Genomic DNA, 19,341 nt, shown 5'->3' with positions numbered 1-19,341 from the left:
TTCGGGGGCAAACCGCGAGCCAGATTCTGGATATGGAACATCGTGAATATGCAGCCCCATCCCCGCCCCGACTCCCGGCCGCACACTCGCCCCGTCACTCACTTCGCGCCCCGCCAACGACCCCACGAAACGCCGCCCGCTCCGCCAGCACCTTCTCGATCGATGTTCCGTGCCTGGCTCGCCGTGGGCGCGGTCGCGCTCGGGATCTTCTCGCTCATGACGTCCGAGCTGTTGCCTGTCGGACTGCTGACCCCCGTCGGCACCACGCTGGACGTCTCCGAAGGCACCGCCGGACTGATGGTCACCGCACCGGGCATCGTGGCCGCGTTCACCGCACCGGTGATCGCCGTGACGGCCGGTCGGTTCGACCGTCGGGTCCTGCTCGCCGCGCTGATCGCCCTGGTCGGCGCCGCCAACCTGGTCAGCGCCGCGGCGCCGAACTTCGCCGTGGTGCTGATCGCCCGGGTCCTGGTCGGCGTCGGCGTGGGCGGCTTCTGGGCCATCGCGGGCGGCCTGGCCCTGCGCCTGGTCCCGCCCGAGCAGGTCGCCCGAGCCACCACCATCGTCTTCGGCGGCGTCTCGACCGCCTCCGTCCTGGGCGTCCCCGCCGGCACCCTCATCGGCGAACTCACCGGCTGGCGAACCGCCTTCGCCGCCATCGGCGCGCTCGGCACGGTGGCCCTTGTGGTTCTGGTGGTCCTGCTGCCTCCGCTGCCCCCGCTGCCGAGGGCACCGTCCGCCCGGGCGATAACGTTCCGCGACCTGGCCCGGCTCGGCCGCGACAACGGGGGCGTACGCGCCGGTCTGGCACTCACGTTCCTGCTGATCACCGGCCACTTCGTCGCGTACACCTTCGTCCGGCCCATCCTGCGCGACGTATCCGGCGTCGACGACGGCCTGATCGGCCTCCTGCTCCTCGGCTACGGACTGGCGGGCGTGGTCGGCAACTTCGCGGCCGGCAACCGAGCCTCCCGCGACGCCCGCCGCACCCTGCTCACCATCGCCACCGTCCTGACCGTCGCACTCACCCTGCCGGCCATCATCCAAGGCGTCGCCGCAACGGGCATCGTGCTGCTGATCGTGTGGGGCCTCGCGTACGGCGCCGTACCGGTAAGCCTCCAGACCTGGATGCTCACCGCCGCGCCCCAGGCGGCCGAGGCGGCGACATCCCTGTTCGTCGCCGTGTTCAACCTGTCCATCGCCCTCGGCGCGCTGCTCGGCGCACTCGCCGTCGACGGCAGCACCACCACGGCGGCCCTGTGGCTCGCCGCCGCACTCACCCTCCTGGCCGCCCTGACCGCTGGCACGCTCCGCCACCCAACCGGCAACTGACCAACGCGCAGACCAACAACCGCAACCGTGCCTGCCCCGCACCCACACCAAGACCACAACCACGATCGCGGCCGAAGCCATCACCGCACCAAGGAGCCCTCGAGCATGAGCAACACCCCGTTCACCATCACCAACCCGTCCGACCTGCACAACCCGGTGTCCTACGGCTACAGCCACGTGGTCGATGTCCCGGCCCCCGGCCTGGTCTTCATCGCCGGCCAGTACGGCTCCGACCCCACCGGCGCAGTCGCCTCATCGGACTTCGCGGCGCAGGTCGAACTGTCCTTCGCCAACCTGGGCGCCGCCCTGGCCGCGGCCGGCCTGGGCTTCCGCGACGTGGTCCGACTCGGCACGTACATCGTCGATCACGACCACGCCAAGCTCGAAGCCCTGCTCGCGGTGATCACCCGCATCTGGGGCGACAAGCCGCCGGCCCAAACCCTCCTCGGAGTGGCCGCGCTCGCCCTCCCCGACATGCTCTTCGAGGTGGACGCGGTAGCGGCCCGCCCGTAACCCCGACAAACCGACCCGAGTCCAATTGGACTCACTCATCACCACACGCGCCGCGGCCCGACACCTTGCCGGCTCGGGCCACGGCGCGTTCGGTCCAGGCACAAAAAAGGGCGAGGAGAGATCCCATCCCTCTCCCTGCCCTCTTCAACATATAGCGCTCCCGGGGCCTTGCGGCAAGGCCCCGGCCACACCGCAGAATGACCCACCCGACCGGAATCCAATCTCGTGAAATGGGCGTTGTGATGATTGACGTGATCGTGGTCGGCGGCGGACCCACCGGTCTGATGCTGGCCGCCGAACTGCGGCTGCATGATGTGTACACGGTCGTCCTGGAGCAGTCGGCCCAGCCGTCCGACCACTCCCGAGGACGCGGACTGCACACCCGGAGCGTCGAAATCATGGACCAGCGCGGCCTGCTGGACCGATTTCTCGCGGCCGGTGACACGTTCTCGATCGGCGCCTTCTTCGGCGGCATCCACAAGAAGTGGCCGGAACGGCTCGACACGGCACACCCGTACGGCCTCACCATCCCGCAACCCGTCACCGAACGACTGCTCACCGAACACGCCCTCGCACTCGGCGCGGAAATCCGGCGCGGCCACGAAGTGATCGACGTACGCCAGGACACTGACCGAGTAACCGTTGAGACAGCCGACGGAACGTTTCTGCACGCACGCTATGTCGTCGGATGCGATGGCGGGCGCAGCACAGTACGCAAGCGACTCGGGATAGCCTTCCCCGGCGAACCCTCCAAAATCGAAACGTTGCTGGGGGACATGGAGGCAACCGACGACCCGACAACGATCGCCGCCGTCGTCACGGAAGTCCGCAAGACCCAGTTGCGGTTCGGTGCCATCCCCGACACGGAAGGCCAAAAGGGCGTATATCGCTTCGTGGTGCCCGCCGAGGGGGTGACCGAAAACCGCAGCGCACCGACGTTCGCGGAGTTCAAGCAGCGGCTGCGCGACGTCGCGGGCACCGACTTCGGCGTGCACTCGCCCCGCCACCTGTCCAGGATCGGCGACGCGACACGGCAGGCCGAGCACTACCGGGTCGGCCGGGTGCTGCTCGCCGGCGACGCGGCGCACGTCCACCCGCCGACCGGCGGACAGGGGCTCAACCTCGGCATCCAGGACGCGTTCAACCTCGGATGGAAGCTGGCCGCCGAGGTCCGCGGCCACGCACCGCAGGGGCTGCTGGACACCTACCACGCCGAACGCCACCCGGTCGGCGCGAGCGTCCTGGACAACGCCCGCGCACAGATGACCCTCCTCGGCACCGAACCGGGCGCCGCCGCACTGCGAAACCTGCTCTCGAGGCTGTTGGACCACGAGGAGGCAAACCGCTACCTGACCGGAATCACCACTGCCATCGACATCCGCTACGACGTCGGCGAGGGCCACGCACTACTCGGCCGCCGACTGCGGGACGTTCAACTCGAACAAGGCCGTCTCTACGAACGCATGCACCGAGGCCGCGGCCTGCTCCTCGACCATACCGGCCGATTGTCCGTAACGGGCTGGACGAATCGGGTCGACCACGTCCTCGACCCAGGCAAGGACCCCGACGTACCGGCAGCGCTGCTGCGCCCCGACGGCCACGTGGCGTGGGTCGGCGACAACCAGCGCGACCTACTCCGCCACCTGCCCAAGTGGTTCGGCCCGGCCACCATCTGAGCAGCCCACAGACCGACAGCCGTAGGCAACCCACAGCTCGGCCCGCCCCGAGTCGGACCCAGGGCGGGCCGACCCACTGAGCTACAGACACCGGTATCTCGCAGCGTTTCCGAACTCCCCACACCGACGCCCGGGAGACGGCGGCACGCAAAGGCCCGAGCCCAGAACCCAGACGAGCACCCACCCCAGCAACGCGCCCGCTGCCGCCCTACGGCACCGCACCCCACCGCCCGCCGGACACGGCAACGACCCTCGCCCAGGCCCGGGATGCCCGTGTACCGAGACCACCAGCCCTGCGCCATCAGCGCCGGGGCGCTGAACCACAATCAGGACGCTGCCCCCGTGCCCTCGACCTCCACCTCCACCTCGTGCGAAGCCACCACATCCCTCTCCGAGCCCGAACCCGGCGACCAGCCCGAGCCCGCCAAGGGCGTGGTGTCGAGATACCGCACCTCATAGACCCGCTTCGCGAATTTCCACCCATCCGAGGTGCGCCGGTAGCGGTCGCGATAGAGGGAGTAGTTCAACCCGGACCTGCCATCACGCATACGCCCAAGCTCCTGCACATACGCACGGCCGGACGCCGTATCGCCGTCCAGCTCGATCACGCCGGGATGCACGGTCTGCACGAAGAACTCCCAAGCCCCCTGCAACCGCTCGCTCCCGGCACGGATCTCCCGCCGACCGCTGAACTCCACGTGGGCCTCGGGAATCCGCCACACACCGTCGTCCGCGAACAGCAACGCCAGGCGGTCGTAGTCGCGCATCATCACGGCATCGGCGAACTCGCCCCACAGCGCGGCGATTTCGATCCGATCGGCGATGCTCTCAAGCTTTTGGTCGAGGTCCCTCATCGTTCTCCTCCATGGCCCTTTCGGACTTCGCGGATGATGCGACGTTCCAACCAATACGACAAAACAAGCCGCCCAGATGTCAGGCGACGAACGCAGCCCAACAGTTCGGCACGCCGGCAAGAGCAGCGCCATCCCAACGAGCCTCCGAAACCACGCCCCCACCCACTCAAGACCGGACCCCACCCGCTCCGACACCCGGTCAAGCACGATCGTCGGCAAGCGCCGGCCCCTGACCAGCGGTACACCGTGCCCCGCTCGCAACAGGACGCCATCGAGTCACCCGACGCCCGGGACACCCAAAGCCGCCGGCCCCATCTGCCTTGACCTGACCGGCTCACCCCCCGCCAACCCCGCCGGTCCGACCGACCGCGTCACGCTGAACCAATCCCCGGTGACGGCCCGCCCGACGGGCCTGATCCGGATGTCCCAACAGGCGTAATGAACCAGAACATTACCGTCCATATCACCCCGTGGCCCCCGCCACCACCTGCATACCCGCCGGCAGCATCCTGGTCGCCACCACGCCCGCCCGAACCCCAGTCCCGTAGGACGACATCCCAATCCTGCGAACCGCGCTCTACAACGACGTAGTCAGCGGCTCGCGGGCCGAGGGTGCCCATGGCGGCCGATCACGCCCGGTGCGCAAGATTCGCGACTCGGGGCCAACGACAACGGGCCCGAACTCGTCCCGTTCGCCGTTCTCCGCGGTGCAACTCGACGGCGACACGCTGGTCGGCATGGCAACGCCGTGGGGCACCGGCAGCAGCTCGAGACGCCGGCGCACAACACCGCGATCCTGCACTCCGCCCAGCAACGGCTTGGCCGCGAGGGCGTACTGCGCTCCTGGGCGCGGGTCCTAGGCGAATTCCTCAACCAGACCCTACTCGGACTGCTGACCCAAGACTGGGAAGCCACCCCACCCCACGGCCCGGATCGGTCGGCCTCAGCATCGCAATCCGGCCCTCACATCACATCCACCATCACCAACCGCAGAGCCAATGCCCGCAGAAGACGGAAGCCGACAGCCAGGCGCAACTACCCCTGCCGGCCTGCCAAAACGTCATCAAGGTGGGGCAGAACATGGTGAGCCCAAGCCTCGTCATGCCGCTCGGCCGCGCCCTGGTCGTAGAAACCGGCATGCGCCAGACGCAGCCGCGTTCCACCCCCCTCGAGATCAGGTCGGGGCAGGGCGCTGCTCACGATGGGTTCTCCTCATCAGAGGTGCCCGTTCAAAATCATCCGGCCGCCCGGTGAAAGCCAGTCGGCAGGGGACAGCCGCCATCGGCGAACTACTTAATCCCGCTCATCAGCTCATATCACCAATCAGCCGAGCAAAAACACGCAACAAGCACTCAGCGCTCACCCGGCCCATACCCTCGCCAACCGGCACACCAAGACGCATAGCCATGCTGACCAGGCACACTGTTTCCCCGCCGGAACAAGCCGCTGACCTGCAACGATGCCACAGACGGCGTTCTAAGGGCCGAACAAGATCATGCGCATCGGATCATGCCAGGCAGTGAGAGTTCGCGGCTGACAAGAGAATTTCTGTAAATGCGCAGGTCAGACAGGGTACCCGCGGCAACGATCGCCAAATCCCCGCCCAGCGCCCCGTAGCCAACAACGATTCACCCCGCTACGGCGCCCGACCTGGGAGCATCGAGATATCGAGGAACCTGCATCGGACACACACGACGTCCATGCCGCACGCAACAAGCGCAAACGCCCCACCACGCCACGAACAACACGCACCAGCGAGACAACCACCCGCACCAAGTCCCCAACGAAGCAACCAACGCCGCCACGAGAAGGCTCCGGTCATCCCTGGCCGGCCGGAGTCCTCACCCTGGCAGGCCAGTACAGGGACGTAACCGACCGGGCCGCCGCACGGGGAAGAACGCATCAACACGCCCAACGACTCGCCAAGTCGGACATCCGCACCGCAGACACGTTCCCGACCGATGCCTGATCCCGATGGGCTTCTCCCAAAGCCACACCAGCTGGTTCAACCCCAGTAGCCGCTCATTTGAACCGATCAAAGAACGCTCAAGCGAACAGGTTCCAGTCGGGGAGCGGGGCTAGAACGCGAATGGAACCGCCCGGCATCGTCACAACAGCCCGGATGGCACAGCAACCCAAGGCCGGCGGCACCAAGCTCACCTACCGCCAGAGCGATCCCGAACCCTCCGAACGAACCACTCTCGGAACACCACCGCCCAGAGGCGTGGCCACCAAAGCCCAATTCGTCGCCCACGGCGCACGCAAACGTGCTTCACCGCACCCGCCCACGACGCCCGCCGAAGCCACCTCTTCGGCCGCCCGATCCCCGCGCGGACAACACCAGACGACGATTGATTGAGCCCCTGCCGCGTCACGGGATCCAAAACTCAACGCCACTCCACATGATGCCAGCACACGTTAGGCCGAAGATCGCCTCACCCAGGCCCCAAGAACCGAGCCTGGGGAGCCACAATCGCCCTCCCGCAGCTCCACTCAAGCGCCGTCTCTTCGTCCGTGCCGTCGTCATGTCCCACCCGTACCGCATGAACCCGGCAAGAAATCATGGCACTCCATGAAGGCATGCTCCGTACAATCCGCCCGGCTGCGAGCATCAGGTAACGTTCCCGCCGGCGGACCGTGGTAGCCGAGCTGACCATCCAGCCTGACCCGAAGATCATCACCGTCGACAACATGATCCAACCTCCGCTGTATTGGCTCTCCGGTCGCCGCCAAGGCGAACGAAGACCACGGACTTCGCAAGCTGGAAGTCAACTTTCCGGCTAGTGCCTCGGGTGCAGCGAGCCTTCCTCATGTACCAAGTACTGACCTGTGACCTGCATATTTCACAAGTTCACAACTCATACAACGGAACATGTTCAGCATTATGTGGCACCTGCTGCACTTCGGCTTGCACGGGCAAATATTCCTTGGCATGTGCGGTGAACTGTTGCTCCAGCTGCATGGCAGTTGGTTTCGGGAGATACAACAGAACATGTGTGTTCTACTGCAACGAGAAAAGTTCGGGGGATTGCAACACTAAAACGGCGGCTGTGCGGGCGGGTGTGTGGCTGTCTGTTACTGCGGGTGTTCGGGCGCATGGGTGGGCGTATCTCTGTTTGGGCGGGTCAACGGTCAGATCGACGGATGGGTAGCTCTGTCTGCGAACGGCTCTACGGATCTGTGTTTGGCCGTATGGATCGGTGATTGTGCGGGTGTGCGTACGGACCTATGGGTGTACGGATGGATCAATGGATGGCTGTGGCAATGGGCGTTGGTATGGGTGTTGCTGTAGGCGGTCGACTGGGCGGGTGTTGAGATGGGCGGGCGGATCACTGGATAGGCGAACGAAACGACGACTGTGCAGAACGAACACCGGGCGTGCGGATGGATCTAGCGCTGGGTGTACGGATCTATCTGCGGATGGACGGAACGGTGTGTGAGTGGGTGGACAGATCTGTCGACGGGCGTGCAGACGGGCGTTGCTCTGGACGGATCGATGGATGGCCGGCTGGATCTGCGGGTGGATCTACGGCCGGAACTGTGGGCGGAACTATGGATGGATGGATGGGTCTGTGGCTGGGTTGAACTACGGGTGTACGGGCGGCCGGTTGTACGTACGTGTGGAGGGGTGGGCGTATGGAGGGGTGGGCGGGTAGGCGGCCGGAGCGAACGAACGGCGGGCCGGTTGGCGTGCGCAACCCTGGGTGTTCCTGTGTGCGGAACGATGGGCGGGCGTTCGGTCGGACGGAGCTATGGCTCGACGGCCGGACGGACTGATGGTCCTGCGGGCGGACCGTTCTGCGTTCGCAGCGACGGATCGGCGGCCGGAGCAATGGGTGTCTCGGTGCAGCGGCGGGTGGGTGGCTGATCGGCTGTGTCGGCGGGTGGGCCGATCGGTCTGTCCACGAACCGCGCGGTGGGCGGCCGAATCTGCGGGCGGGCCTGCCTTCGAGCCGGTCTGCCTGCGGTGCGCTCCGACACTCCCACACACGATCCGGCGACGGTTCACCGGGCGGGCAAAGCTGCGGAACGCTCAGACCACGGCACGCACGAAGGCTCCGTGGACGAACACGCGGGCGTGCGGATCCGACAACGACTCGGCATGCGGGCGCAACAGGCGACGCAAGGGCGGGTGGATCCGCGGCCGGGACAGTCTCTCAGCGGCTCTGTGCCGGGATGTCCGGGCGGTAGGCACCCACCAACGCGCGAGCGCACGTACGGCGGCTCTCAGCGCCGACAGCGCGATCCGGCGAACATCAGGCGGCACGACGGCACATACGACGTGCGGTCCGAACGTCGCCTTACACGCCGCTCCTCGCCTCCCCCACCCCGCCGACCCCCACACGGACACCGCCGGCTGGGCAGAACACGCCACCTGGCACGCGAATTGCCGCCCGAGTTCCCGCTCCCCAATCGCCGGATGCGCATCCACCCGTACCGCCCGGCGCACACACCGCTCCGCCACAGAGCGGGCGGACCGGAGACCGATCACCTGAACGGCCGAGGCCCCTGACCACTGGGACTCCCCAACGGTCGCCTGACGTAGAGCGGGCAGACCGGGACGGGGCGGCCGAGCGAGGTTGCGTCAGGACGGACTGGCCAAAGCACCGGATCAGGCCGTGTTGAGACGGGTGTGCCGGACGACCGGGTCGGGCCACGTCGGGACAACTGGGCCGGTGCCGACGCGGACGACCCGGCGGCACGGCATGCGAGTCCGTCTGCTCAGCCGGGCCGGGATGGACCCGACGAGCGGGTGCGGTCGGCCGAATGCTGCTGGCGGGGCGTGGCCTGGGATGGCACGGCGCGACGCGGCACGGCGCGGCACGGGACGGCACGGCACGGGACGGCACGGCACGGCGCGACGCGGCACGGGACGGCACGGCGCGACGCGGCACGGGAGGGTCAGCGGGTCCTCGACGTAGTGGGTGGCACTCGGCGAACGGTAGGCAGCGGTGTGATCCGTCGCTCACCTGGGACAGCGATGCCCCATCCGTACGCCCGATGCGAGGGGTCAAGAGGCAGCTGACAGGAGGGAGTTGGTGCTGACACGAGCGCGAAGCGGGAGTGACCCCGTCAGGGCAAGCGGGGGACAAGGTTGGCCTGTGTCATGGCGAGCAGCCAGCGGGCAAAGGCTGGCGGCTCGCTCAAAAGCGGGCAGGCAGGCGATCCATGGGTCGGGGGCGCGGGTCGGGCAGGGCAGGGCGCCGGGCGGGCCGGGCCAGCCGCGGGAGGCGGGAACGCAGCCCAAGGACACACAGGCCGGGGACACACAGGCCGGGGACACGCAGGCCGGGGACACGCAGGTCGGGGACACGCAGGTGCGGAGCGGCGGGTTGGACAGCGGCTCGGCGGACGCGCCAGGACACGACGCGGCGGGACGGACGCGGCGGGGCTCACCAAGGCGGGCTCACCAAGGCGGGCGCGGCAAGGCGGGCGCGGCAAGGCGGGCGCGGCAAGGCTCGCCAGGGCGGCGCCCAGCGCGGTGAGGCGAGGCAGGGCGGTGAGGCGAGGCGGCGTGTTCGTAGCGGGTGTTCGTGGCCTAGGGCCCTACTGCCTGGGGGCTTCGTTGGCTTGGTGGGGTGGGCCGGCCCGGGCGGTGGGGTCGGGGGTTCGGGGTCGGGGCTTGTGGTGCTGGGGCTCGGGGGGCCGGGGCTCGGGGGGCCGGGGCTCGGGGCGCCGGGGCTCGGGGCGCCGGGGCTCGGGGTGGTGAGACCTCGGGGGCCGGGGTGGAGTTGGGGTGTCTCGATATGTCGTACAGGTGGTTCGGAGAACGAGAGGCCAGAGGGAATTGGTGCGCCAAAAGAGTCTGTTGGGGGCGTAGATCGGGCCGACCAAACGGGTTAACCGGGACATACGGGTGGGTTTTCCGAGTGTCACAGTGAATTTTGGGATTCCGCTGCTAACCTGACAGACAAAACTTAGGTCGGACCCCTCAAGGACACCTTGGAGGTTCTGCCCGCTAGATCCTGGTTCGTTGCGCTTTCGGGCTTCCCGCGGAAGTATCGAGCAGCTATCCCGGAGGTACGTCGTCTTCCCTGTCAGGTTCAGTGGACGGCTCTGACAGGCCACCGGGCGGGACCCCGGCTCACGCAGGCGTTCGGCCGCTCTACTCCGAGAGGACGCGCGATGGGTGCAGTTGTGGCGGTGGCCAGCCAGAAGGGGGGTCCCGGGAAGACGACGACGACGGTGAACCTCGCGAGTGCTCTGGCCATCAACGGCTTTCACGCCCTGGTGGTCGACCTCGAGCCGCAGGCGCAGGCCGGGGTCGCCCTCGGTGTGGTGCCACAGCCTCAGCGCTCGGTCGGTTTCGCGCTCTACGCCCAGCTCAACGGCATGACGCCCGACGTGCCGGAGATGATCTTCGACCGCAGCGAACTGCTCAAGTCGTTCGAGACCACCGGCAGCCTCAGCCTCTTCGGCTCGGTGCAGAGCACGATGGTCGACGCCGAGCGCAAGATCGCCGGGATGGACTTCTCCACCACCGGAATCCTCCGCCGCATCCTGGAGCCGATTCGCCGGACTCCGACGATCATCCTGATCGACACGCCGCCCAGCGTGAGCGCCCTGTCCGCCGTCGCGCTCGCCGCCGCCGACTTCGTGGTCGCGGTGTGCGAGCCGCTGTACGCGACCGTCCAGGGCGCCGCCGTGATCAAGGGGCTGACCGCCGCCACCTCCGAGCGCACCCTCGGCGAGTGTGAGCCGCGCTTCCTCGGGACCGTGATCAACAAGGCCAACGCCCCGTCCCGGCGCACCAGCGAGGACGACCAGGTCGAGCAGCGGCTGGCCGACTACGGCCTCGACCCCTTCCAGACGCAGATCCGCCGGGACAGCCGGATCTCGCAGGCGTACGAGATCGGGCGCCCCGTCTGCATAGAGCAACCGAACATCGCCGCGAGCGTTGCCTACACCGAGCTGGCCATCGAACTGTTCGACCGTGTGAAGCAGGCCGCCTGATGACCGACGAGAAGCCCGTGCCCAAGTCCAAGGCAAAAGCGAGGAAGGCACCCGCCGTTCAGTCGTCCGTCCTGGCGGCGGCGCTGCAGGACGCCATGAACGGCAGCTTCCTGAACTCGGGCACCGACTCGACGGCGGCGCTGCTGGCCCAAATGGGCGGCGGCAGTGGCGGTGGTTCCGGGGCCACGTCCTCGGGGCCGCCGTTCAAGACCGCCGCCGCCGCTGTACCGGCACCGGCGGCCGAGCCCGAACCGGAGCCGACCCCCGAGGAGACGGCGGCCCCTGCCCCGGCTTCGGGAGCGGCCGACGTGGCGCCCGAGCCCGCGACGGCGCCCGAGCCCGCGACGGCGCCCGAGCCCGAGCCGGTACACGCCGCGGCCGCGCCTGCCGTCGGGGCCGCCCCGGCGAGTGCGGAGCCGCCTTCCGCGGTGGAGCACGTGTCGGACTCGAAGCCGGTGGCGGCTTCGGAATCGGTGCGGGCGTCGACTCCGGAACCGGAATTCGCGCGCGCGGCGGCGCCCACGGCTGCGGCCTCGGTTTCGGTCTCGTCCGTACCTGCCGAAGCGTCGACTCCCCGGCCCCGGCGGGAAGCCGAACCCGACGAGGAACCCCCGCTCGTGCAGTTGGCACGGCTCGAAGTGGCCCGCGAGGAGTCGGCCCAGGCGCAGGCCCCGACGCCGCGGCCGGAGCCGGCCTCGACCCCGGCTCCGGCCGCGGCGTCGGAGCGGACACCGGATCGGGCCGCCGAGCCCGCGCCCCGAGCGGCCGCTCCGGCTCGGGCCACCTCATCCGCCCAGCCGGCGAAGGCGTCCGCGCCCGCGAAGGCCGCCTCGGCTCCGCGTGCCTCGCGGCGCAGCGCTGCCGCGCCTGCCGCGCCGGCTCCGGTCGCCGCCGGCTCCGCCGATGAGCAGTCGGCGCATGCCGCGCTCCTGGAGAGCTTTCTCGACGCGCGGATAAACTCCAAGGGTTGGGAGACCTGGGGATTCCGGCTCCTGCCCGACGTGAAGGCGCGTCTGGGCAAGCGGCTCACCGCCGACAAACGTTCGTCGCAGAATCGACGTCTGGCGCTGGGGCACTACCTCAACGCCGCGTTGCTGGAGCTTCCCGAGGACAACGACGAGCAGATCGAGATGATCCGCTCGTTCCTTCGTGCCAGGGGCGGTATCACCGACCCCAGTCAGTCCTCCAGCTACCGCGTCAGCCCCGCCGTGTACGAACTCGCCCGCGATCTCGACACCGAGCTCACGGCGACGGAGAAGCGCGGTCTGGTCGTGTACCTGTTCTCGGCCGCCGTCGAACTGTTCCTCGAACGCCTCGACGCCGAGGGCGCCCTCGGCCGCCCCGAGATTTTCTCGCCCCAGCAGTAATCCGCCGTCGGCGGGCGTGGAGGACTTCCGGTCCCCCGCGCCCGCCGACGGCGTTTTTGCATGCGGGGCCGGGGTCGGGGCGGAGTCGAGGGACACCGTGGACCGAGCCCGCTTGCGGTTACGGCCGAGCTTCGCTTCCGGTTACGGCCGTACCCGTACCCGAGTCCCCGTGGCCGGCGCGGTGCCCACGCGTTGCCGCCGGCACCTTGCCGCCGCGCCGGCCCCGAACACCCCGTCCGATTCGTTCTGTTCGTCGGGATTCCGGGTAGGCCCACCAGCCGCCGAGTCGCTGAGCGGCCTTCCTGCGGCCTCGTGGCCCGCCGGCCGTCGATCGACCCGCCGGCGGCTCCACGGCCGCTCAGAACGCCCCCTGGAGCGCTCCGGAGGCCCGTTCGGCGGCCTCGGCGGCGGCCTCCCGCTCCTCGCGGCAGTCGGCACACACCCCGTCGGCCCGCAAGCCCCGGACCGCCCGGTCGCAGTCGTCGCAGGTCCCGATCGGCGCCGGCGCGGCCACCCGGTGGGCCGCCGTACCGGCCGCCGGCCCCATCGCCGCGCTCGGCTCCTGCCCCGTCCGGGCCCGGTTCGCCGCCCGCCGGTCCGCGCCGAACCGCTCGTCCGCCGCGGCCCGCCGATCCTGGTCCTGCCGGGCGCAGTTGCGGCAGGCGAACGGGTCGCCCGCCACGCCCGCCCCGGGACCGGCCGTGGGCAGCCACAGGCGGCCGTCCTCGCAGTTCGGGTCGGCGCACCCACGCCGGGCCAGCCCGCGGGCGCCCAGCCAGCCCATGGGGCTGCGTACGGGCCCTTCCTGCGTCCGCCAGCGGTTCGCCAGCCGGGCAAAGACCCGGTCCGCGTCGCCTACTTCGGCCACGGCGCGGTCCACCAGAGCCGCCGCCACGACTCGCTGGCCGGTGCTCATCCGGTCCACCAGCGGCCCGATGCGGGCGAACGCCTTCGCCGCGGTCGGGGAGATGGTGGTCCGGTGGTTCGAGACCGTCACGTGTCGCGATCGACGGGGTTCCGCCGCAGGCGCCTCGTTCGCCGGGAGCGTTGCGGAGCCGGTTCGGGCGCTGTTCGCGGGACCGGGCACGTCTACCAACGAGAGCGCCCTGCGGGCGGAACCCCCTCGGGACGCCGCGTTCATCTGTAGGTCAATCGGAGTGTCTTCCTTATACGTGACGGAGGTCCGAACCCCCTGCGGACCCGACGTCCATTGACCCTCCGCACCTGGGTTTCGAGCTGCCGAAATGCCGTTCTGCGGCGGCTCGGACGAGGTCCGGACGACGGTTCGCGAGGCGGCCTCGGACGGTGTCCCGGCAGGTGTTTCGACAACCTTGTCGACGGTCGATCCGAGGGTCGGGAAGGGCGTTGTTCCGGCGCCCACGTGAAGGGCGGCTCCGAGGGCGACCGGACGGTCGGACCGCGAGTCCGCCGAGGTCTCCCCCGCCGCTCCCGCCGAGTCGGTTTGGTCCGTCCCCTCGTCCGCCTCGGTCGCGATACCGGCCTCGGCGGTTTCAGCGGTCTCGGCGGTCTCGGCGTCCTCGGCAATCGACTCGTCGTCGCTCCCGGGTTCGAACGGCCGGAGCGGGACCATCATGTTCCGCCCCTGCCACCCCTCCCGGCGGCCCACCTCGACCCAGCCCCAGCGCTCCAGGTCGGACACCACGCCGCGGGCGGCGCGTACGCTCACCGGCTCGCCGATCCGGCGGCCCGACTGGTGGCGCAGCACGTCGGCGAGTTCGGCATAGGTCAGGTGGTGGCCGCGGGCGCGGGCGTAGCTGATGACGGCGTACGCCCGGGCATGCCGGTGCGGCACGGCGCCCAGGAGCGCGACGGGCACCATCACCCACGGCTCGCCCTTCTCGGGGGCGCGCAGGCGGCGTACGGCCGAGGTCCCGGTGCCGGAGGGCTTGGTGCGGCGGACCACGGTCAGTTCCTCGCCGGCGGTGAGCTGCTTCTGCGCGGCGTACAGGGACGACGGGGCCTTGAGCGCGACGCGGCCGTCGGGCTGGGTGACGGAGCGGACGGTCAGGCCCAGGTAGCGGGCGATCGTGGTCAGGTCGGCGATGCAGCCGGGCTGGTTCGGGCCGGCTGCCAGGTGGCCGACCTTGGCGGCGAAGACGAAGGCCAGGTCGCTGTACGCCTCGCCGGTCACCACACGCAGCGGGACCTTGACCGAGGCGCGGCGGACCGAGTCCGGCATGGTCGGGTCGATGCCGCGAGCGCCGCTGACCCGAACTCGGGCCGCACGCAAGGCGGCACGCACCCGAGCCTGCATCGTGAATCCAGAGGATTCGGGCACACTTGAAGAGGGCAAGGACCTGGCTGAAGACAGCACTGGGCCTGCCTCGGGGATCGCAGGTATGATCTGCTCCTGAAGCTGGTGAAGAGAAAGAGGTATGGGCGACCCGACCGTTCGGCGCGTGGAAGTACCGGAACGGCTGGGTCTCACTGTTCGGTTGTGTAAGCGGCCGGCAGGCCTCCTTTCTCCGACGGCGCCCCTAGGGGCGCTGAGCTGCGAGCGAGTGGACTAGGGCTGGACTCCTAGGCCACTCGCTCTGCTTTTGTGGACTTCCGACGGCGTTGCCCGGCGCTCAGGCCGCACCATGCCGTCGTCCGACCTGTTCCTGTTCGGCCGCCAGGGCGCGCAGGGCCTGCTGGGCCCACGCGCCGAGGGTGAGGTACTGGTACGGCGTGTTCTCCTCGACGAACCGCAGTGCGAGGGCGGCGTGTTCACTCGGTCGAACGGCCAGGTCGGCACCCGAGGGGTGGACGTAGAGGCCGGTCATCGGGTCGACGTCGGCGAGGTCGCCGACGCGTGAGTGTTCGATGGCCAGGTGCTCCCAGAGGCGCAGGCGTTGCGGTGTGTTGCGCGCATAGTTCTCACCCGGCCAGCTGATCCTTCGCAGGGCCTCGAAGGTGAGCAGGGGCAATACATCGCTGGGCGAGAGCACCGTCGGGTGCAGCACGTTTCGGTCCCGTGCCTCGTAGCCCACCTTGCTGGGCAGACCCGCGATGGCCGCGAGCCTTGCCACGGTCCAACGCTCCCGGGAAGTGGCCATGACCGTCCTTTCGTGTCAACGACCGAAGCCTATCGCGATCTCCGGCAAATAACTTCCTGTCAGGAGAGTCGGCGTGTCGCTCGTTGCAGTGAAGCCGGCACGACAACGGCACAAAAGCCCAGAAAATCAGGCATTGCCGTTGTGTTCGATCTGCATGTTGGAAGATCCGCCCGCCCATCCATCTCCTGTCACGCATGAATACCCAGGCGTCGAGTGTGTGTTCTGTCGCGTGATCCAGTGCTCGATCGAGCGTGGGTTCCGCCGTTTGGACCATCGCGAGAGCGAGCGAGCGACCGATCGTGCGATCCGCCGCGACGCCCACTGCGGGGCCCGTCGTGCGAGCCGTTGTGAGCGCCGCCGTGAGAGCCGCCGCCGGAGCCATCGGCAGCTCGACCGTGCGAGCCGCAGCTCCGCCCACTGCTCCGGCCGGCCGCCCACGACACCGCGCGTCCGTCGTTCGTGCCGTACACCCGCCCGCACACCCGCCCGGACAGCGATGCGGATTGACAAACAAGTTGGGCTGCAATGTGCCGGACATATCAAAGGACATCTCGCCGCACAGCAGCCCGCACAGATCCCGCTGCGGATTGCCGGACAGCTTGCCATGCAAGTTGCAGGTCAAGAGCCATTTGAGGGTGTTGTGGGAATGGCTCGATGAGGTGGTGTGCGGGCTCGGCGAAGGGGCTTTCAAGCGCCCGGGAGCGGGATTATGACGGAAGTGAAAATCACTCTAAATGGCGGGGAAGCCGGCTTTTGTAGTCATTGGGGGAAGGGGGGAGGGTCATCTTGGGGAGGATGTGGTGGAAGGGAGGCGTGGGGCGCGTCGGATCCACGGGATGGTTGGGTGACGTGCGGTGAGGTGGTGTGGCGCTGTGTGTGGGACTTGGGGGTGGGGTGGGCGGTTGTGCGGTTGGGAGGAGGTGCGGCCTACGGGGGTGGCTGGGAGATGAGTGATGGGTGTGGTTTTCGCGACGTGCCGGTGGGTGGTTGTGTGGCGATTCCGGTGCCGCAGGTTGTGGTGCCGCTGCCGAAGAGCCGGTTGGTTGCGTTCGGATGCCCTCCTGCGTTGTGTTCGGTAGCCCCGTCGCGGGGCGTTCTCCGACTGCGATCGGGCCGAGGGGTCCTGTGTCCGGTGGGCGGATGCGATGCTCTGGGCAGTGGCCGCGTGGGGTGGTCGGGAGGATCGGAGTGCTGATGGCGACTGGTGGATCCGGCCCCCGGCTGGTGTTGTGGGACATCGATCACACGCTGATCGACGGTGGGAAGGTGTCGCGGCGGGCGTACGCGGCCGCGTTTCGGCAGGTGGCCGGGCGGGCTCTGGAACAACCGTGGCAATTCGACGGTCGTACCGAGATGGCTGCGGCGAGCGAGGTCCTGCGGCTGCACGGGTTGTCGCCCGAGGATGGCCTGTTGGCTGCTTTCCTGGACCTGATCGTCGTCGAACTACGGCAGCGTGAAGCCGAGTTGGCGGCGGAGGGGCGGGTGTTGGCGGGGGCGCTGGAGGCTCTGACGGCGCTGGGCACGATGCCTGATGTGCGGCAGTCGGTGTTGACCGGGAACCTGTACGCGCTCGCCGTATTGAAGATGAACGTCTTCGGGCTGGCCGATCACGTGGACTTCCGGGTCGGTGCGTACGGCGAGGACGCCTATGAGCGAATCGACCTGCCGGCCCAGGCGTTCGCGCGGACCGAGGAGCACCTGGGTCGGCGACACGTGGGAGCCGACACCGTGATCGTCGGCGACACCCTGCGCGACGTGGCCACGGCCCGCGCGGTGGGCGCGCGGTCTGTGGCGGTGGCAACCGGCCGGACGAGCGCGGCCGCGCTGACGGCGGCGGGCGCCGATGTCGTCCTCACCAACCTCGCCGACACGGAGGAGGTGCTGAGCGCACTGCTGGGCGAGGGCCCGGGCCGCGGCTCGGGTGGGTGACGGCGGGTGGGGCGGTGAGGGGGCACGCGGGCCTGCCCGGCCGAAGGGTTGACGGTCTCGCGTGCCGCCTTTCGTCACCGCCGTGCGGCTCCCTGTCCGCGCGCCGTTCGGGACGCGCAATCGACCGGGCGGATCCTCGACGCCCACCGGGCCTCGCGCGGGAGTTGCGGAGCCCCGCGCGTGCACGCGGTGCTCGTTTGCGGCGGTGTGCGGGTCGGGCGCTGCCGCGTAGCGCGGCTGATGCGCGCCGCGGGCCTCGTTGGCCGCCATCGCCGACGCGGAAGGCGCACCGCCGTCCCGGTGGTGGTGGGCCGGGCTTGCGGTGGGGGCCGAGGTGGTGGGCTGATTGCCCGGTGTGGCCCGGTTTGGGATGGGCGCAGGGCGTCCCTATATAGGGGAGTGGGTGTGGTGGGGCTGGTGGTTAGGTGCTGCGCATTGGCATGAGTAGGTAGCGGTAGTCCTTGATGTCTTGGTTTGTAGTTGTTTGAGGCGATGTTGCCTTGGGGTCTTGGGTGTTTGTTGCTGGTTGGGCCTCTGTGAGTACGGTCGGCTTGGTTGGTGTGCTGAAGAGCAGTTGGGCGGTTGGGGTGCGGAGGGCGGTCAGGCCGTCCAGGAGGTGGGACGGGTTGAAGGCGGACCTGGTGGGGTCGCCCGTCAGGTGTACCGGGACCGTTGCGCCTGCCTCGGCTTCGTCGGTGGTGCCGGCCTCCACCCGCAGGGCGTCGTGTTCGAACGTCAGGCGGATGGGTGCGTTGCGGGTGACCACGAGGGATACCCGCCGTACGGCCTCGATCAGCGCCGCCGTGTCGATGGTCGCCACGGCGGTGGTCTCGTTGTCGAACAGCCAGTCGTAGCGCGGGAACTCGTAGTCGAGCAGCCGCGTGGTGGCCTGTCGTCCGGGGGTGATCAGCCCGAGCAGGCCGCGGCGGCCGGCCTCCGGGCCCAGGGCCAGGCGTAGGTCCGCGCCGGCATCCGGGTTGCGGGCGAGTTCGGCGAGGACTCGGGCCGGGATCAGGGCGGTGCGGGCGGGGTCCTCGGTGATGGGCTGCCAGGGCATGCGGCGGACCGCGAGGCGATATCGATCGGTGGCGGCCAGGACGAGCGAGTCGTGGGTCAGGTGGAGTCGGACGGCGGTGAGTACGGGCACGCTCTCGTCCCGGGACGCGGCGATCGTCACCTGCGCGACGGCCTCGGCGAAGGCGGACGCGTCCACCATCCCGACGGTCTCCGGGAGCAGCGGGGTGGCCGGATAGTCGGTCGGGGACGTCAGGGGCAGGGCGAAGTAGGCGCCGGCGCAGGCCAGTCGGGCCCGACTCGCCGGGGACGGCGACGACGACCTGGTCACCCTTCTCGCGTCGACGGTGAGGTCCACCGGGTGCTCGCGGGGCAGGGATCGGGCGATCTCGGCGAGCAGTCGCCCCGGGACCAGGATCCTCCCGGGACGGGTGACCTCGGCCGGGACCTCGATCCCGGTCGAGACCTCGTAGTTGTACGCGGAGATCGTGAGCGTGCCGCCGTCCGCCTCGAGTCGGAACGCGGCGAGGGCGGGGACGACCGGCCGGGCGGGCAGGGCGCGAACGGCCCAGGCGATGCCCTCGACGAGGCGGTCGCGTGTTATTCGAACCTTCACAACGGGCCCTTTCCGAGAGCTCGACGA

Annotated in this window: 11 protein-coding genes; 7 read left to right on the top strand and 4 right to left on the bottom strand. The window is 69.2% G+C overall.

Features of this window, described 5'->3' with window-relative positions; genetic code table 11:
- Nucleotides 1-162 precede the first annotated feature (162 nt).
- The 3 genes from ACH4XV_RS24600 (at nucleotide 163) to rox (ending at nucleotide 3,521) form a co-directional block, all read left to right on the top strand.
- A complete protein-coding gene (locus ACH4XV_RS24600; protein WP_395793232.1) occupies nucleotides 163-1,332 on the top strand; it encodes an MFS transporter in 1,170 nt (389 codons plus the stop codon).
- A gap of 105 nt (nucleotides 1,333-1,437) precedes the next feature.
- Nucleotides 1,438-1,845, top strand: a complete 408-nt coding sequence (locus ACH4XV_RS24595; protein ID WP_395793230.1) for a RidA family protein — start codon at nucleotides 1,438-1,440, stop codon at nucleotides 1,843-1,845.
- Between the two features lie 242 nt (nucleotides 1,846-2,087).
- On the top strand, nucleotides 2,088-3,521 hold the full coding sequence (gene rox, locus ACH4XV_RS24590) for a rifampin monooxygenase (protein ID WP_395793763.1): 1,434 nt from the start codon (nucleotides 2,088-2,090) through the stop codon (nucleotides 3,519-3,521).
- Between the two features lie 326 nt (nucleotides 3,522-3,847).
- Here rox and ACH4XV_RS24585 read toward each other — a convergent pair whose 3' ends face one another.
- Nucleotides 3,848-4,375, bottom strand: coding sequence for a nuclear transport factor 2 family protein (locus ACH4XV_RS24585; protein WP_395793228.1), 528 nt, complete (start codon nucleotides 4,373-4,375; stop codon nucleotides 3,848-3,850).
- A gap of 6,126 nt (nucleotides 4,376-10,501) precedes the next feature.
- On the opposite strand from ACH4XV_RS24585, the gene ACH4XV_RS24580 reads away from it, so the two are divergent.
- Both ACH4XV_RS24580 and ACH4XV_RS24575 read left to right on the top strand, forming a co-directional pair.
- The gene (locus tag ACH4XV_RS24580) at nucleotides 10,502-11,329 is read left to right on the top strand and encodes a ParA family protein (protein ID WP_078980120.1); all 828 of its coding nucleotides are present in this window, start codon (nucleotides 10,502-10,504) and stop codon (nucleotides 11,327-11,329) included.
- Entirely contained in the window at nucleotides 11,329-12,696 is a 1,368-nt protein-coding gene (locus ACH4XV_RS24575; protein ID WP_395793225.1) for a hypothetical protein, read from the top strand. Before ACH4XV_RS24580 ends, ACH4XV_RS24575 begins: the two co-directional genes overlap by 1 nt.
- Nucleotides 12,697-13,054: 358 nt before the next feature.
- Here the strand turns inward: ACH4XV_RS24575 and ACH4XV_RS24570 are convergent, their stop codons facing one another.
- Together ACH4XV_RS24570 and ACH4XV_RS24565 are read right to left on the bottom strand one after the other, a co-directional pair.
- Nucleotides 13,055-14,896, bottom strand: a complete 1,842-nt coding sequence (locus ACH4XV_RS24570) for a hypothetical protein (RefSeq protein ID WP_395793223.1) — start codon at nucleotides 14,894-14,896, stop codon at nucleotides 13,055-13,057.
- Nucleotides 14,897-15,287: 391 nt separating this feature from the next.
- The gene (locus ACH4XV_RS24565) at nucleotides 15,288-15,755 is read right to left on the bottom strand and encodes a hypothetical protein (protein ID WP_020554288.1); all 468 of its coding nucleotides are present in this window, start codon (nucleotides 15,753-15,755) and stop codon (nucleotides 15,288-15,290) included.
- Between the two features lie 1,194 nt (nucleotides 15,756-16,949).
- On the opposite strand from ACH4XV_RS24565, the gene ACH4XV_RS24560 reads away from it, so the two are divergent.
- Nucleotides 16,950-17,684 (top strand): HAD family hydrolase, encoded by a 735-nt coding sequence (locus tag ACH4XV_RS24560; RefSeq protein WP_395793221.1) that lies wholly within the window; start codon nucleotides 16,950-16,952, stop codon nucleotides 17,682-17,684.
- A 48-nt stretch (nucleotides 17,685-17,732) separates the two neighbouring features.
- The gene (locus tag ACH4XV_RS24555; RefSeq protein WP_395793219.1) at nucleotides 17,733-18,128 is read left to right on the top strand and encodes an IS3 family transposase; all 396 of its coding nucleotides are present in this window, start codon (nucleotides 17,733-17,735) and stop codon (nucleotides 18,126-18,128) included.
- Here the strand turns inward: ACH4XV_RS24555 and dnaN are convergent.
- On the bottom strand, nucleotides 18,106-19,314 hold the full coding sequence (gene dnaN / locus ACH4XV_RS24550) for a DNA polymerase III subunit beta (protein ID WP_395793217.1): 1,209 nt from the start codon (nucleotides 19,312-19,314) through the stop codon (nucleotides 18,106-18,108). The genes ACH4XV_RS24555 and dnaN overlap by 23 nt on opposite strands.
- Nucleotides 19,315-19,341 lie beyond the last annotated feature (27 nt).

The organism is Embleya sp. NPDC020630 (assembly GCF_044334985.1).
Taxonomy (GTDB): domain Bacteria; phylum Actinomycetota; class Actinomycetes; order Streptomycetales; family Streptomycetaceae; genus Embleya.
This window is presented reverse-complemented; position numbering and strand designations above follow the sequence as displayed.

Coding starts and splice junctions, on each gene's coding strand:
- ACH4XV_RS24600 (WP_395793232.1), top strand. CDS start 163: ATGTTCCGTGCCTGGCTCGCCGTGGGCGCGGTCGCGCTCGGGATCTTC.
- ACH4XV_RS24595 (WP_395793230.1), top strand. CDS start 1,438: ATGAGCAACACCCCGTTCACCATCACCAACCCGTCCGACCTGCACAAC.
- rox (WP_395793763.1), top strand. CDS start 2,088: ATGATTGACGTGATCGTGGTCGGCGGCGGACCCACCGGTCTGATGCTG.
- ACH4XV_RS24585 (WP_395793228.1), bottom strand. CDS start 4,375: ATGAGGGACCTCGACCAAAAGCTTGAGAGCATCGCCGATCGGATCGAA.
- ACH4XV_RS24580 (WP_078980120.1), top strand. CDS start 10,502: ATGGGTGCAGTTGTGGCGGTGGCCAGCCAGAAGGGGGGTCCCGGGAAG.
- ACH4XV_RS24575 (WP_395793225.1), top strand. CDS start 11,329: ATGACCGACGAGAAGCCCGTGCCCAAGTCCAAGGCAAAAGCGAGGAAG.
- ACH4XV_RS24570 (WP_395793223.1), bottom strand. CDS start 14,896: ATGCCGGACTCGGTCCGCCGCGCCTCGGTCAAGGTCCCGCTGCGTGTG.
- ACH4XV_RS24565 (WP_020554288.1), bottom strand. CDS start 15,755: ATGGCCACTTCCCGGGAGCGTTGGACCGTGGCAAGGCTCGCGGCCATC.
- ACH4XV_RS24560 (WP_395793221.1), top strand. CDS start 16,950: ATGGCGACTGGTGGATCCGGCCCCCGGCTGGTGTTGTGGGACATCGAT.